General features: G+C 66.4%; 12 protein-coding genes. 7 read left to right on the forward strand and 5 right to left on the reverse strand.

From position 1 onward, the window contains the following. Positions 1 to 201: 201 nt before the first annotated feature. Together AB4118_RS14025 and AB4118_RS14030 are read left to right on the forward strand one after the other, a co-directional pair. Positions 202 to 1,089, forward strand: a complete 888-nt coding sequence (locus AB4118_RS14025; RefSeq protein WP_441490296.1) for a LysR substrate-binding domain-containing protein — start codon at positions 202 to 204, stop codon at positions 1,087 to 1,089. A 206-nt stretch (positions 1,090 to 1,295) separates the two neighbouring features. Further along, on the forward strand, positions 1,296 to 2,531 hold the full coding sequence (locus AB4118_RS14030) for an MFS transporter (protein ID WP_441490297.1): 1,236 nt from the start codon (positions 1,296 to 1,298) through the stop codon (positions 2,529 to 2,531). Positions 2,532 to 2,616: 85 nt separating this feature from the next. On the opposite strand, the gene ggt is transcribed toward AB4118_RS14030, so the two are convergent. From ggt to AB4118_RS14045, 3 genes are read right to left on the reverse strand one after another with little or no spacing between them, the layout of a single operon-like run. Further along, complete coding sequence (gene ggt / locus AB4118_RS14035; RefSeq protein ID WP_441490298.1) at positions 2,617 to 4,209, reverse strand: gamma-glutamyltransferase; 1,593 nt, start codon at positions 4,207 to 4,209, stop codon at positions 2,617 to 2,619. A gap of 21 nt (positions 4,210 to 4,230) precedes the next feature. Next, positions 4,231 to 4,980: a glucosamine-6-phosphate deaminase gene (locus tag AB4118_RS14040; RefSeq protein ID WP_441490299.1), complete on the reverse strand. Its 750-nt coding sequence runs from the start codon at positions 4,978 to 4,980 to the stop codon at positions 4,231 to 4,233. Continuing rightward, the gene (locus AB4118_RS14045; RefSeq protein ID WP_441490498.1) at positions 4,977 to 6,218 is read right to left on the reverse strand and encodes an ROK family transcriptional regulator; all 1,242 of its coding nucleotides are present in this window, start codon (positions 6,216 to 6,218) and stop codon (positions 4,977 to 4,979) included. The genes AB4118_RS14040 and AB4118_RS14045 overlap by 4 nt, the downstream gene beginning before the upstream one ends. 199 nt (positions 6,219 to 6,417) lie before the next feature. Here AB4118_RS14045 and AB4118_RS14050 point away from each other — a divergent pair, with 199 nt between their 5' ends. Genes AB4118_RS14050 through AB4118_RS14065 form a run of 4 tightly spaced genes read left to right on the forward strand, consistent with a single transcriptional unit; the run spans position 6,418 to position 11,035 of the window. Continuing rightward, positions 6,418 to 7,938, forward strand: coding sequence for an ABC transporter substrate-binding protein (locus tag AB4118_RS14050; protein ID WP_441490300.1), 1,521 nt, complete (start codon positions 6,418 to 6,420; stop codon positions 7,936 to 7,938). Positions 7,939 to 7,969: 31 nt separating this feature from the next. Next, on the forward strand, positions 7,970 to 8,911 hold the full coding sequence (locus AB4118_RS14055) for an ABC transporter permease (protein WP_441490301.1): 942 nt from the start codon (positions 7,970 to 7,972) through the stop codon (positions 8,909 to 8,911). Beyond that, positions 8,908 to 9,774, forward strand: coding sequence for an ABC transporter permease (locus AB4118_RS14060; protein ID WP_441490302.1), 867 nt, complete (start codon positions 8,908 to 8,910; stop codon positions 9,772 to 9,774). The genes AB4118_RS14055 and AB4118_RS14060 overlap by 4 nt, the downstream gene beginning before the upstream one ends. 13 nt (positions 9,775 to 9,787) lie before the next feature. After that, on the forward strand, positions 9,788 to 11,035 hold the full coding sequence (locus AB4118_RS14065; protein WP_441490303.1) for a Gfo/Idh/MocA family protein: 1,248 nt from the start codon (positions 9,788 to 9,790) through the stop codon (positions 11,033 to 11,035). Between the two features lie 58 nt (positions 11,036 to 11,093). On the opposite strand, the gene AB4118_RS14070 is transcribed toward AB4118_RS14065, so the two are convergent. Beyond that, positions 11,094 to 12,383: an extracellular solute-binding protein gene (locus AB4118_RS14070; protein WP_441490304.1), complete on the reverse strand. Its 1,290-nt coding sequence runs from the start codon at positions 12,381 to 12,383 to the stop codon at positions 11,094 to 11,096. Between the two features lie 86 nt (positions 12,384 to 12,469). Between AB4118_RS14070 and AB4118_RS14075 the strand changes: the two genes are divergently transcribed. Beyond that, positions 12,470 to 13,336, forward strand: a complete 867-nt coding sequence (locus AB4118_RS14075) for an MBL fold metallo-hydrolase (protein ID WP_441490305.1) — start codon at positions 12,470 to 12,472, stop codon at positions 13,334 to 13,336. 46 nt (positions 13,337 to 13,382) lie between these two features. Here AB4118_RS14075 and AB4118_RS14080 read toward each other — a convergent pair whose 3' ends face one another. After that, the gene (locus AB4118_RS14080; protein ID WP_441490306.1) at positions 13,383 to 14,642 is read right to left on the reverse strand and encodes an ROK family transcriptional regulator; all 1,260 of its coding nucleotides are present in this window, start codon (positions 14,640 to 14,642) and stop codon (positions 13,383 to 13,385) included. Between the last annotated feature and the right edge of the window lie 118 nt (positions 14,643 to 14,760).

Consider the following 14,760-nt stretch of genomic DNA (forward strand, 5'->3'; position numbering starts at 1 on the left):
CCGGGGAAGCGCCGGCATGAGCACGGCAAAATGGGCAGAGAAGGGCCGCTTCGCAAGCATCATTCGACGGAAAACCGAAGCAAATGAGCCAGTCCTGGGGCGCTATTCCCTGGCTCGCCTGCGATGAATTCATGGACCTTGCGGCGGCAATCGCTCATACCAGAGCCGAAAGTCCACATCGGTGGATGATGAAATCGCCCCATGCTCAACCTCAACGACCTTCATCTCTTCGTCCAGGCCGTCGACAGCGGCGGCTTCGCGTCGGCGTCACGCCGCCTCGGCATGCCCAAATCGACGATCAGCAAGCGCGTCGCCGTGCTTGAAGCCAGTCTCGCCACACGGTTGATTCACCGGACATCGCGCAGCTTCACGCTGACTGAACTCGGGCGGGACTTCTACGAGCACGCGCGCGCCTCGCTGATCGAGGCGGAAGCCGCCGAGAGCATCGTCCGTCGGCGCCAGGCCGAGCCCAGCGGCACCGTGCGGGTCACGACATCGGTCCCGACAGCGCAGCTCTACCTGGCGGAACGCCTACCGGCGCTTGTGGCAGCCTATCCGAAGCTGACGGTGCAGCTTCATGCCACCGATCGCTTCGTCGACCTGGCCCAGGAGGGATTTGACATCGCGGTGCGCAGCCATTTCGCGCCACTGCCGGATTCAGGGCTCGTGCAGTTGCAGGTCGCCACGGAGACCATCATCCTGGTGGCGTCTCCGGGCTATCTCAGCCAGCGGAGCGCTCCTGCCGTGCCGGGCGATCTCAGTGTGCATGACGGGCTCCTGGTCTCCCCCTCCGCCAAGATCTGGCGACTGCACGACAGCGCAGGCCAGGAGGTGCTCGCCGCGCCCTTCGGGCGCTTCATCGCCGACGAAACGCAGATATTGCTCGGAGCTGCCAAGGCCGGGCTTGGGATCGCATGCCTGCCGGAGGTCGCCTGCCGAAGGGCCATCGATGCCGGCGAAATCATGCGCGTCCTGCCGGACTGGACAGCCGGCACGGTCACGACCTCGATCCTGACGACACATCGGCGCGGGCAGCTCCCCGGCGTCCGCGCGGTCGTCTCGTTTCTGGCAAAGGGGCTGCGCGCTTAGCGTCGGGCGAGCCGACAAGGGAATAATCCCGCCCTCGGAAACAGTTTTCCTAAGCGAAGCATCGGTCTCGATGCTATTCATCTCCGGCGCTCACCCCGAATCAGCCCGCCTGACGAAAATAGTTCGATGAGGATCCTCGCCCCGGCCGCCAGGTCTTCGCTGCCCCAGCTCCGCGACGAGCGGCTCGCCGACGGGTGGACAGGCCGGTGACGGAGAAAAGCCAGACCGGCTCTGTCGCAGCCCTCGGTGCGATCGTCACCGGTGCCCTGATCCTGCAGATCGCAAGCACGATCATTCACACGGTCGTACCCCTGCGCCTGGCGGTCGAAAAGCAGCCTCCTCTCCTCATCGGCATCGTCGGTTCCGCCTATTCGCTCGGCTTCCTGCTCGGCTGTTTCGCTATCCCCTCGCTGATCCGGCGGATCGGCCATATCCGTGGCTTTGCGGTCTTTGCCGCGGTGCAATCGGTGCTTGCGCTGAGCTTTCCGGCCATGCCGGTGGAATGGTGGGGCGTCTCGCGCTTCATCATGGGCGTGGCCGCAGCCGGGCACGGCATCTGCATCGAAAGCTGGATCAGCGGACAGGCGCCTTCGAGCCATCGCGGCCGGATTTTCGGCGCCTACCAGATCCTCAATCGCCTCGCACTGATCGGCTCGCAGATCGGGATCGGCTATGTCGCCATCGAATCCCACGACATCTTCCTGATCGCGAGCGCCGCTTTTTCGCTGGCGCTCATCCCGGTCGGGCTGACGCGCACGAGAGCCCCGGAATCGCACGAGCTCGTCTCGGTCAAGCTGAAGACGCTCTGGCTCCAGGCCCCGGCTGCCGTCGTCGGTTGTCTTTACGTCGGATTGATGGGCGGGGTGCTGACCAATGTCGCCCCGGCCTATGGCATCCTCATCGGTCTCGACCAGCAATCGGCCATCCTGCTGACCGCCTCGATCCAGATCGGCGCGCTGATCCTGCAATGGCCGATCGGCCTGATGGCCGACCGGATCGACAGCCGCATCATCATGCTGGGCGCGGCAACGATCGTGACGCTCGCTGCTGCAGCGCTCGGCGCCGTGCTCTTCGCCAATGCTCCGCACGCCAAGCTCTGGTCCTACACGCTCTTCGCACTGATCGGTGGCTGCAGCGTTGCGCTCTACACCGTCGCGGTCACGCACGCCTATCTCCGGCTGGGACAGGATCAGGCGGTCGGCCTTTCGGCCGGGCTGCTCTTCCTCTGGGGAACGGGCGCAGCCATCGGCCCGATCGTCGCCACCGGGTTCATGCAAGTGTTCGGGCCGCAGGCGTTGCTGGCCTATATCGGCCTGCTATCGGCCGGCCTCGTCGGCTATCTCGCAGTGCGGCTGCTGAAAAAGCCGCCGGCGGCAAGCCTCGGTTCCGAGCGCAGCACACGGCCACCGTCCATGCCGGATATCGGGCCGAGACCGCGATAGACAGCTCTCGCAAAGCGGCCCGCCTGTGCCAGGCGGGCCCTGTTCATATCAGACGCCGAGCGGGCTCGGTGCGCCGGCGCCAGGCTCAGTAGCCGAGCGCCATGCCGTCCTTGCGCTGATCGGAGCCGCCGAGCAGGACGCCCCGCGCCTCATCGATCCAGATGGCCTGGCAGCCGCCGGTCGGCTCGGGCAGCACCGAGACATCATGGCCGCGCGCGGCGAGATCGGCGCGGATCTCGGGGCCGATCGTCGACTCGACCGTGAGCTTGCCCTCGGCGACGAAGCTGCGCGGGCGGTCGGCCGCCTGCTGCGGGTCGTCGCCACGATCGAGCATCGAAGACAGGACATGCGCGTGGCCGGTCGCCTGATACTGGCCGCCCATCACGCCATAGGTCATCTGCGTGCGGCCATCCTTGGTCAGCAGCGCCGGGATGATGGTGTGGAGCGGGCGCTTGCGCGGCGCGATCGCGTTGGGATGGCCCTCGATCAGCCGGAAGCCGGCGCCACGGTTCTGCAGCATCACACCGGATTCAGGCGCATAGATGCCGCTCCCGAAGGCCCAGAACAACGAATTGATGAAGGAGACGGCGTTGCGATCGCGATCGACCACGGTGAGATAGACCGTGTCGCGATGCACCGGCATGTCGTCGTCGACGGCGGGCTGCGCCCGCTTCATGTCGATCCGGTCGCGCAGGCGGCCGATGAAGGCATCCGACAGAACCTGCTGCACATCGACAGGCGCAAAGGCCGGATCGGCAACGAGCAGGTCGCGCTGGTGATAGGCAGCCTTCGTCGCCTCCGCCAGCAGATGGATACGATCGGCCTCGCTGACGCGCCCCTCGGCGAGATCGAAACCCTCGAGGATGCGGGCGATGATCAGTGCCGTCAGCCCCTGGCCGTTCGGCGGGCACTCGTGCAGGCGATAGCCACGATATTCGGCTGAAATCGGCTCGACATAGTCGGAGGTCTGGCCGGCGAAGTCATCCGCGACATGCAGAGCGCCGTTGCGATTGAGGACGGAAACGATCTCGTCCGCCACTGGCCCGCGATAGAAGGCGTCGCGTCCTTGATGGCCGAGCCGGCGCAGCGTCCGCCCGAGCGCGGGATGGGTCATGCGATCGCCGACGCGGGGGGCTTCGCCGCCCGGCAAATAGACAGCCGCCGCACCTTCATATTTGCGCAGGCGATTGGCGTAGATCGCCCAGTCATGGGCGACGCGCGGGGTCACCAGGAAGCCGTCCTCCGCCGCCTTGATGGCGGGCTGCAGCACTTCCTCCAGGCTGAGGCGGCCATGGTCGGCCGAGAGTCGGCACCAGGCATCGGCCGCGCCAGGAACCGTCACGGCATGGGGTGAGTTATCGGCAATCGAGGTCATGTCCTGCTCGCGGAACCAAGCCAGCGTGGCCGCCGCTGGTGCACGCCCGGAGCCATTGAGCGCAATCGGCGCCTTGCCGGGCTGAGCGTAGATCGCGAAACAATCGCCGCCGATGCCGGTCATGTGGGGGTCGATGACGCCCTGCATCGCCACGGCGGCGATCGCCGCATCAATCGCATTGCCGCCGGCCTTCAGGATGCCGAGCGCCGCCAAAGTGGCCGCTGGGTGGGAGGTCGCCGCCATCCCGTTCTCTGCCACTGCCAGCGAACGCCCTGGCCTGGTGAAATCCCGCGTCCCGAACATGATCGTCTCTTCCCTTTGTCGTCAGCTCAAACCGGCTGCTGCTGCGCGGTCGCATATCATGATCGCGGCGCGATGTGTCCTGAGGATCGACGCAGGGCAGGCAGGATCGAGCGGCCCCTTGACCGCGCGGGCCACCGCCGCCGCCTTCCCCGCTCCGGTAGCGATCAGGATGATCCGGCGCGCCTCCAGAATCGTCCCGATCCCCATGGTGATGCCGAATTCCGGCACCGTTTCGCTTTCGGCGAAGGGCCCCTGGTTCGCTTCCTGAGTCGAGGCCGCGAGCGCGACCTGGCGCGTACGCGAGGTAAAATCCGAACCGGGTTCGTTGAAGGCGATATGGCCGTTGGAGCCGATGCCCAGCAGCTGCAGGTCGATGCCGCCGGCCGCCGCGATAGCGGCTTCATAGGCTGCCGCCTCACGAGCGAGATCGAACGCGTTGCCGTCTGGCATGAAGGTGCGGGCGCGATCGGCATCGACCTCTTCGAACAGCGTCTCATTCATGAAACGCGGGAACGAGGCCGGGTGCTGCGGCGGCACGCCGACATAATCGTCGAGATTGAAGCTTGTGCTCCCGGCAAAGGAGACCCGCCCGGCGCGATAGGCCGCAACCAACTCGCCGTAGACCGGGCGCATCGTCTCGCCTGTCGCCAGGCCAAGCACGGTCGAAGGCCGCGACAAGAGTTCCGCCACGATCCTGTTCGCGACATCCGCGGCAACGGTAGCGGCATCGTCGAGCACGACGAGGCCGGGGGCAGTGACATGGGCGTTCATGCTGTCTCGGTCGCCTTCCCGACGGGGAGAGCGAAGTCGCTCTGGAGGCTGGTCAGGCCGAACAGGCTGTCATGGATTCGTGACAGCGCCGTGCCGACGGCTCCGACAAGCGTCGCGCGGCTGCCAAGCGCGCTCGGCTCGATCCGCAGGGCTCCCCCGAGATGCCGGGCGACGAGCGTACGCAGTCGCGAGATCAGTTCTTCGCGCACGCCAATGCTGCCGCCGAGCACAATCAGTTCAGGGTCGACCACGGCGCGGATCGCCATCATGCCCTGGACCATGACGCGCGCCGTCTCGTCGAGTGTCGCGATGGCGGCCTCTTCGCCCTGAGCGAGCTGCGCGAAGACACCGCGCACATCCTGCGCCATGCGACCGCCAAAGCCGCGGTAACGCTGAAGGATGGCTACGCTGCCGATCGCGGTCTCAAAGGGGCCATGGAACTGGCCGCGCGAGTCGAAAGGATCGCCGCCAACCGGCAGAAAGGCGATTTCGCCAGCAGCCCCGCTGGCGCCGCGGGCAAGTCGCCCATCCAGAACAAGGCCCATGCCGATGCCGGTGCCCATCGCGATGAAGGCGAAGTTGCGGACGTCCTTGCAGCAGCCCTGCCATTGCTCGCCCATCGCTGCGAGATTGACGTCATTCTCGATCACCACGGCACAGCCGAGACGGCGCTCGAGCTCGTCCGCCACCCGGATGCGGTCGAAGCCGGGGATGTTGGGCGCGATCTCGATCTTGCCCGAGCGTGGATCGACGACGCCCGGACTGCCCATGGCGGCGCAGCGCAGGCCGCCCGGAGCGAGGCCGGCCTTGCGTGCCAGCCGCTCAGCCAGCGCGCCGATCTGTTCGACCACCGCAAGGCCGCCGCGCGAATCCGTCGGCTCCATCTCTTCCGCGACGATCGTACCGACCACATTGGCAAGCGCGGCGTGGATCTTGGTGCCCCCGAGATCCACGCCGAGCACGAAAGCGGCGTCCTGCTGGATCTCGTAGGTCACGGCACTTCGTCCCACCGCGCCCTGCGTCTGCCCACGCACACGCAACCAGCCGCTATCCTCCAGCGCGCGCACGACCTCGGAGGTCGTCTGCTTCGACAGGCCGGTGATGCGGGCCAGCTCGGCACGTGAAATCGGGCCGCGATGCAGCACGGCCTCAATCACCGAGCGCACCGACATCTGGCGCGCAACCGGCGTGGAGTAAGCCTCTGCGCGAGGCGGTTCATCCGTCAATTCGTCAACCATGCGAACTAATAACGGATCGTTCTTGCCAATTGTCAATCTCGCACATGCAAGATGCGACTAAATCCTCTTGCCGAGCGGCATTGTTCGTCAGGTGTCTTTACAAACTCGAGAGCACGTGCATGCATTCCCGTCAGCATCACGCTCAAGACGGCGCCGCCTCGGTGGCAGCTGGTGACGAGACGGCTCGGGAGGCTGGATCATGCGAAATTCTAGACCACTGGTTTTTGCCGCTGCGCTCGCAGCAAGTCTGGCAGGCGCTGCGGTTGCCGCTTCGGCCCAGGGCACCAATCTGCGGGTCGGCATCCAGGACGACCCCGATGCGCTCGACCCGGCGACGAGCGGGACCTATGCCGGCCGCTTCGTCTTCGCGGCCATGTGCGACAAGCTGGTCGATATTGCGCCTGACCTGACGATCGCACCGCAACTCGCCCAGAGCTGGGAATGGGCGCCGGATCAGAAGGCGATCACCTTCAAGCTCCGCCCAGGCGTGAAGTTCCACGACGGCACCAGCTTCGATGCGGAGGCCGTGAAGTTCAACATCGAGCGCATGCTGACGATGAAGGACTCTCGCCGGAAGGCCGAGCTTTCAGCGGTGGCTGGCGTCGAGGTCGTGGCCCCCGATCAGGTGCGCCTGACGCTCAAGGAGCCTTTCGCCCCCCTGCTCTCCGTGCTCAGTGACCGCGCCGGCATGATGGTCTCGCCCGCGGCCGGTGCGAAGGACGACTTCGCCAACGCGCCCGTCTGTGCGGGACCCTACAAGTTCGTCGAGCGCAAGGCGCGCGACCTGATCAAGCTGACGAAGTTCGCGGATTACTGGGACGCCGCCAATTACGGCTATGACAGCGTGGCCTATTATTACGTGCCGGATTCAACCGTTCGCCTGTCGCGCGTTCGGGCCGGCGATCTCGATCTCGTCGAGCGCGTCGCACCGACCGATCTCAAGACCGTGCGTGACGACAAGAGCCTCAAGCTGCACGGCGCGCCCGGTCTCGCCGTCTCGCATCTGATGGTCAATCTCGGCAATGGCGAGAAGGCCAACGGCCCCCTGGCGAAGGATGCCCGGCTGCGCAAGGCCTTCGAGCTCTCGCTCGATCGCGCCATCATCAACCGCGTTGCCTTCAACGGTGAATACACCGCCGACAACCAGATGATCCCGCCCTCGGACCCGTTCCATTCGAAGGCGCATCCGGTTCCGGCCCGTGACGTCGCCGCGGCCAAGGCCCTGATGGCGAAGGCCGGGGTGACCAGCGTGCCGGTCGAGATCACCTTCGAGAACGCCCTCACGGATGCGCGCGTCGCACAGATCGTGCAATCCATGGCCAAGGAGGCGGGCTTCGACGTCAAGCTTCTGCCGCTCGAAACGGCGAGTGCGATCCAGCGCTATCTCGCAGGAAATTTCGAGGTCTATATCGGCAACTGGAGCGGGCGCGGCGATCCGGATCCGACCCTCTACGCCTTCTTCTCCTGCGCCGGCGGCCAGAACTTCAACAAATACTGCAACCGCGATCTCGAAACCGTCCTGAACAATGCCCGTGCCGAGGGTGACGCCGGCAAGCGCAAGGCGCTCTATGAGAAGGCCACCGGCCTCTATCTCGCCGACCTGCCCAGCATCCCGCTCTATCATCCGAACTGGTTCTTCGCGGCGCGCGCCAATGTCGGCGGCCTCAGCGTGTATCCCGACGGATTGCTGCGGCTGAAGGGCGTCAAGCCGGCGCCGTGAGGCACGTGCCGGCGGCCGAGAGGGGCGCGGAATGATCAACTTCCTGGCGGGGCGTCTGGCCGTCGCGGTGCCGACGCTGCTGCTGGTCTCGATCCTGGTATTCGGGCTGCAGAAGCTGTTGCCCGGCGACCCCGCGCTCGCACTCGCCGGCGAGGATCGCAGCCCCGAGATCATCGCGTACCTCCGCGCCAAGTACCAGTTCGACCAGCCCCTGCCAGTGCAATACTGGAGCTGGCTGAGCGCCTTCGTGCAGGGCGATTTCGGTCTCTCGATCCGAACCCGACTGCCGATCGGCACGATGATCGCCGAGAAACTGCCGGTCACGATCGAACTCGCGACGCTTTCGATGCTGATCGCAGTCGCGATCGGAATCCCCGCCGGAATCATCGCCGCCCTGTGGCGCGGTTCGGTGCTCGACCACGCCGTCAGCCTGTTCGGCCTCGCCGGCCTCTCGATCCCGAGCTTCTGGCTCGGGATCATGCTGATCCTGCTGTTCTCGGTCTCGCTCGGCTGGTTGCCGTCGGGCGGCTACGTCCCCTTCTTCGAAAGTCCGCTCGGCAACCTGAGGACCATGGCCATGCCGAGCCTCGTGCTCGGCGCCGCCTCCGGCGCCATCATCATGCGCCATACCCGCAGCTCGATGTTGACCGTGCTGAAGCAGGATTTCGTCCGCACGGCGCGCGCCAAGGGCCTCAGCGAACATGTCGTCGTGGTCCGCCATGCGCTGCGCAACGGACTGATCCCGGTCGTCACCCTTGGCACGCTGCAATTCGGGCAGCTCCTCTCCGGCGCCGTGCTGACGGAACAGGTCTTCGGTATTCCCGGCTTCGGCAAGATGATCGTCGACGGCGTCTTCAGCCGCGACTACGCCGTGGTCCAGGCCGTGGTGATGTGTGCGGCCGGTTTCTTCCTGCTGATGAGCCTTCTCGCCGACATCGCCTATGCCGCGCTCAATCCGAAGCTGCGCGGATGAGCCAGGTCGAGATCATTGCGCCCTCTGTCCCGGTGCGGACCCGTACGGGGTGGGAGCGCCTGCTGCGCGAGCCTTCGGCGCTGATCGGCGGTGGCATCGTGCTCGTCTTCGCGCTGATGGCCGTCTTCGCCCCCTGGGTCGCCCCCTACGATCCCAATGCCTCGGACTGGTCGGCGATCCGGCTCGGCCCGACACTCGCCCACCCCTTCGGCACCGACGATCTGGGTCGGGACGTCCTGTCGCGCATCATCTTCGGCGCGAGGGCCTCGCTCGCGGCCGGCTTCCTCTCGGTGGCGATCGCACTGGTCTTCGGCGTGCCCTTCGGCTTGATCGCCGGATATTTCGGCGGTGTCGTCGACATCGTGATCTCGCGCCTGACCGACGCGCTGCTCGCCTGTCCGTTCCTGGTTCTGGCGATCGCGCTTGCCGCCTTCCTCGGCCCGAGCCTGCAGAACGCGATGATGGCCATCGGCATCTCGGCGATGCCGATCTTCGTGCGGCTCGCGCGCGGGCAGACCCTGATCGTGCGGGAAGAAGACTATGTCAGCGCGGTGGTCTCGCTCGGCGCGTCGCATCGCAAGGTCATCATCTCGCATATCCTGCCCAACATCATGCCGCCGCTCGTCGTGCAGGCCACGCTGACCACGGCGATCGCTGTGCTGGCGGAGGCGAGCCTCGCCTTTCTCGGCCTTGGCCAGGCGCCCCCCGATCCGTCCTGGGGCAGCATGCTCGACGCCGCTCGGCAGTTCCTGGTGGACGCCCCCTGGATGGCGATCTGGCCCGGGCTCGCGATCGTCGTCGTCGTGATCGGCTTCAACCTGCTGGGCGATGCGCTCAATGACGTTCTCAACCCGCGCGACTGATCACGAGGTGGCCATGCCCGATCACTCCCTGCTTCCCACCCTGCGGATCGGCTTCGTCGGCTCCGGCTTCATCGCGCATTTCCATCTGACGGCGCTGATGGGAGTCCGCAATGTCGCGGTCACCGGGGTCTACTCGCCGCGCGCGGAACGCCGCGCGGCCCTCGCGGCGCGGGCGAACGAACTCGATCTTGGCCCCTGCAAGGCGTTCGCCAGCCTCGAGGCCATGCTGACCTCCGGCGAGATCGACGCGATCTGGCTGCTGAGCCCGAACCACACGCGCGTCGAGACGATGCGCGAGATCCACGCGGCGGTAACGTCCGGCCGGTCCCGCCTGCGCGCCATCGCCTGCGAGAAGCCTCTGGGCCGGACACTGCGCGAGGCGCGCGAGATGCTGAGGCTGGCCGAGGATGCCAGGCTGCTGCACGGCTATCTCGAGAACCAGCTGTTCTCGACGGCGGTGCAGCGCGGGCGCGAGATCATCTGGCGTCGCGCCGTGCCCGGCGCCGGTCGGCCCTATATCGCGCGCGCCGCCGAAGAACATAGCGGCCCGCACGAACCCTGGTTCTGGCAGGGCGAGAAGCAGGGCGGCGGCGTGCTCTCGGACATGATGTGCCACAGCGTCGAGGTCGCCCGCCATCTGCTGACCGCGCCGGGCGAGCCCCGCGATGCGCTGACCCTGGTCTCCGCCAATGCCACCGTCGCGACGCTGAAATGGAACCGGCCGGCCTATGTCAAGCAGCTCAAGGCTGGGATGGGCCCTGAGGTCGACTATGCCAAGCGGCCGTCGGAGGATTTTGCACGCGGGCTGATCACGCTGCGGGACCCCGACGGCAACGAGCTGATGATCGAGGCGACGACGTCATGGGCCTATGTCGGCCCCGGCCTCAGGATCACGCTCGAACTGCTCGGGCCGGAATATGCGATGGAGTTCAGCTCGCTGAACACGGGACTGAAGATCTTCATCTCGCGCGCGGTCAGCGGCGCAAGCGGCGAGGACCTGGTCGAGAAGCAGAATGCCGAGCACGGCCTGATGCCCGTGCTGGAGGACGAAGCCGGCGTCTATGGCTACACGCTGGAGAACCGGCATTTCGTCGAGGCGTTCCGGCGCGGCACCATGCCGGAGGAGACCTTTGCCGACGGCGTCGCCGTCGTGCACATGCTGATGGCGCTCTATCGCTCGGCGGAACTCGGCCGGACCGTGAACTTCGCCGATGAGGATCTGGACGAGTACGTCCCCGTCGTCGCGCGGCCGGCGACCTGAGATCAGCGCTGCCGCCCGGGAGAACCGGGCGGCAGCACATTTGGACCAAAGCCTTGGATCAGGCCTTGTAGTAGTCGTCGATCAGCTTCTGCTCGGCGGCGGCAGCCTCCTTCAGGGCCGCGAGCGGATCCTGGTTCTGCAGCAGCACCCGGTCGAGCATGTCCTGGAAGATCTGGCCCTGAGCCTCTTCCGCCACGAAATCGGTGGCATGGGCGTATTTGAGGCCAGCCAGCATCGGGCCGGAAAGCGGATCGGCCAGGTTCTTGGCGCTCAGTGCGACCTCGGGCTTGGCCGGCAGCTCGCCGGTCTTCTCGAACCAGAGCTGCATCGCGTCATTGGTGGTGATGAAGGCGAGGAACTTGAGCGCTGCATCGCGCTTGGCTCCGGTCGCGCTCGACGCCAGGCCATTGACCCAATAGGAGGCGTAGTTGCTGGCAATGCCGTTATGGGTCGGCATTTCCGAGACGCCCCAATCGAAGCCACGCGCGCTCTTGAAGGTGCCGAGGCGGAACGAACCGTCGACATGCTGCGCCGCCTTGCCGGCCTTGAAGGCCGCCTGGCTCTCGGAGAGGAAGCCCGCCGCAGCGACCTTATGCTTGCGCTGCAGATCGGTATACCAGCCGAAGGAGGCGGCCCCCGCGTCGTTGGCATAGGTCACGGTGCGGCCATCGTCCGAGTAGGGCTTGCCGCCGAACTGGCGCAGCAGGATCTCGCGCCACCAATGGTAGTCCTGCGACGGGATGCCGATGGTCGCGCCGGCCGTGGTGATGTTGCCACGCGAGTCGCGCTCGGTGACGGCCAGCGCGTTCTTCAGCATGTCGTCAAGCGTCACCGGCGGCTTGCCACCAGATGCGCCCGGCTTGCTCAGCAGCGTCTTGTTGTAGAACAGGCCGAGGCTGCGGACGGCGGTCGGAAGCGCCCAGTATCCCTCGTTCGTCCGCATCATCCGGACGAACTCGAAATAGTTCTTGTCGATATCGGCGACGTTGAAATGCTCGGCCGGCAGCGGCTGGATCAGCTTCGACTTGGCGTATTCGCGCATCCAGCCGAAGAAGAGCTGCAGGACATCGGGTCCCTCGCCCGCCGGCACGGCAGCCGCCGTCTTGGTCCGGTACTGGGCGTAGGGGAAGTGCGTGTGCTTGACCTTGATGCCCGGATTGGCAGCCTCGAACTGCTGGATGAGCGCATCCATCGCCTCGACGCGTTCCTTGAAGAAGTACTGCCAGTACTCGATCTGCACGGTCTGGGCACGCAGCACACTCGGCGCCGCCACGGTCAGGCCGGCGGCCGCGGCCCCGGTCGCGAAGCTGCGCCGGCTGAGGCGGAAGCCCTGGTTGTCTGTCGTCATGGTCTACTCTCCCTTGTTGTCCCTGGTGAAGGATGGCAGGCGTGGAACAGGCGGGCGCCGGCCCGCATCTGTGGCTGGAGACTGAAATGCGGCGACTGGACCTCGATGGCGCAACGCTGTTTGCGCTGACCGATGCCGCGCCAGCGCCGGCTGCTTCGCGCTATGCGTTTCCCGAAGCCGATTTCGCGGCGCATCCTGAATTGACGGCGCGCTGGTTCCCCGTCGGGATGTTCCACACGCGCTTCGGCGTCTTCGCGCTGCTCTGCCGCGATGGCCGCATCCTCATGGTCGATGCCGGCCTCGGCCCCGGTCCCAGTCCCTATTTCGACGGGCTCGGCGGCCGGCTGCCAGAGGAGTTCAAGGCCGCTGGGCTCGATCCGAACGCAGTCTCGCTCGTGGTCTTCAGCCATTTCCATCTCGACCATGTCGGCTGGGCACTCGACGAGACCGGCGCTCTCCGCTTCAGCCAGGCGCGCTATCTCGCGCCGGCAGCCGAGATCGCGCACTGGCAGGCTCAGGGCGAGGAAGCCGCCCTGCCGCACCATGTCGCGGCCTTCCGGCGCAGCATCGCGCCCATCGTCGAGAGCCGTCGGCTCGAGGCCGCAGAGGCTGGACTGCCGATCTTCGACAGCGGCAAAATAACCGCCTCGCTCCTGCCGGCTCCCGGACATACCGCCGGCCATCATGCGATCCTGATAGAAGGTGCGGGCCGCCCCGTCCTGATCGCCGGAGACAGCTGGCACAACCCGGCCCAGATCGCGGTTCCCGAGTGGTGCCATCGTGCCGATCGCGACCAGGATCAGGCGCGGCAGAGCCGCCGCGCCGTGGCGGAACATGCAGCCAGAACCGGGGCGATCGTTGCCGCCGGGCATTTCATCGAGTCCGAGGCCTTCGGCCAGATCGTACAGGACGCCGCGACGGGCGCCCTCGCCTACCAACCGCTCCACCAATAGGCTGGCCGGTTCGATCTCGATTGCGGGACAAGCCGGCACCATGGCCTCAGCTCCCCGCCGCCAGATCCCGCCTGCCATTGGCCGGACGGGTTTTTCCTAGCTCCGTTGCTCTCGCCGCACGCGCCGGTTTCGGCAGTTTTGCTGCTCGCGGATGCGGCGTCAGGCCACTGAACAAGGGCAAGGTCGCGCCGCCGAGAGCCGGCGAATTGCGGCCAGCGCGCCCGGTCAGCAAGCGTGGCTGCTGCCGGCCCTTGCGCTGGCTGACGGAGGCCGGCAGCGGCGCGATGGCCTGCATCAGGGCAGCCAGGACCCGTTCCGGCACCTGTCCACCGATCACGATGGTCTCGGGATCGAGCAGGTTCTCGATGTTGGCGATGGCGATGCGCAAATGGCGCGCCGCCTCGGCGATCCAGCAAGCGACGATCGCCTCGTGACCCTCGAAGAGACGCTCAACCGCACAGCTGTCCGCATCCCCGACGCCGGCATCACCCAGCATCCGACGCAACGCATGCAGCGAAGCCCGCGCCTCCAGCGCCACAAGCCCACCCCGATCAGGGTCGTGGCCGACGATCATGCGGCCAATCTCGCCGGCATTGCCGAAGGCGCCGGTCACCGGTTGTCCCTCGACGAAGAGGCCGCCACCGATGCCTTCGGCAAGATAGAGATAGACGAAGCTGCGCAGATCGCGCGCAACCCCATGCAGATGCTCGCCGATTGCCGCAGCCGTCGCGTCGTTGCCGACGATGACGGGCAGGTTCAGCCCCGCAGAGAAGGCCTCGCGAAACGGAAGCCGAGACCAGGCCGCCATGGCTAGCGGATCCTGCTCGCTCTCCGCGACATCTCCGAACGGGCCCGGCAATGCGATGCCGACGCCCCAGAGCCGGGCCCGCGCAATGCGGCCTTGCTCGACCAACCCGGCAACCAGCGCAATCAGGCTCGGGAGGGCGAGATCGGGGCGCCCCGTATCGCAATCGATGCTGCGTTCGGCCCGGACATGGGCGCCGAGATCGACCAAGATACCGGTCATGCGGCCAGGCTCGACCTGCACACCGACGGCAAAGCCGCCATCGAGCGCCAGCGCGAGATCGATTGGCGGCTGGCCGCGCGCCGAAGCGCGGCGGCCGACGATGCTCACCAGTCCTTCGCGACACAGCTCGTCAGTCACGGTCGAGACGGTCTGGGCCGAGAGCCCGGTCGCCTCGGCGATCTCCGCGCGCGAGGCTGCACCGGAACGCCTCAACGCCTCGATCACCACGCGGCGATGATGGCCGCGGCGATCGAACGGGGCGAGACCGGATACGCTCATGAGCGGCGCGAACCTTCCGATTGAAATGCAGAGCCTGTGGGCCTGGCGCGAAGCAGGGCTTGCATCATGTCGCCGGCTTCGTATTAAATCAACGGACTTGATTTAATCGGACGACACA

The organism is Allobosea sp. 2RAB26, assembly GCF_052115465.1.
Lineage (GTDB): Bacteria > Pseudomonadota > Alphaproteobacteria > Rhizobiales > Beijerinckiaceae > Allobosea.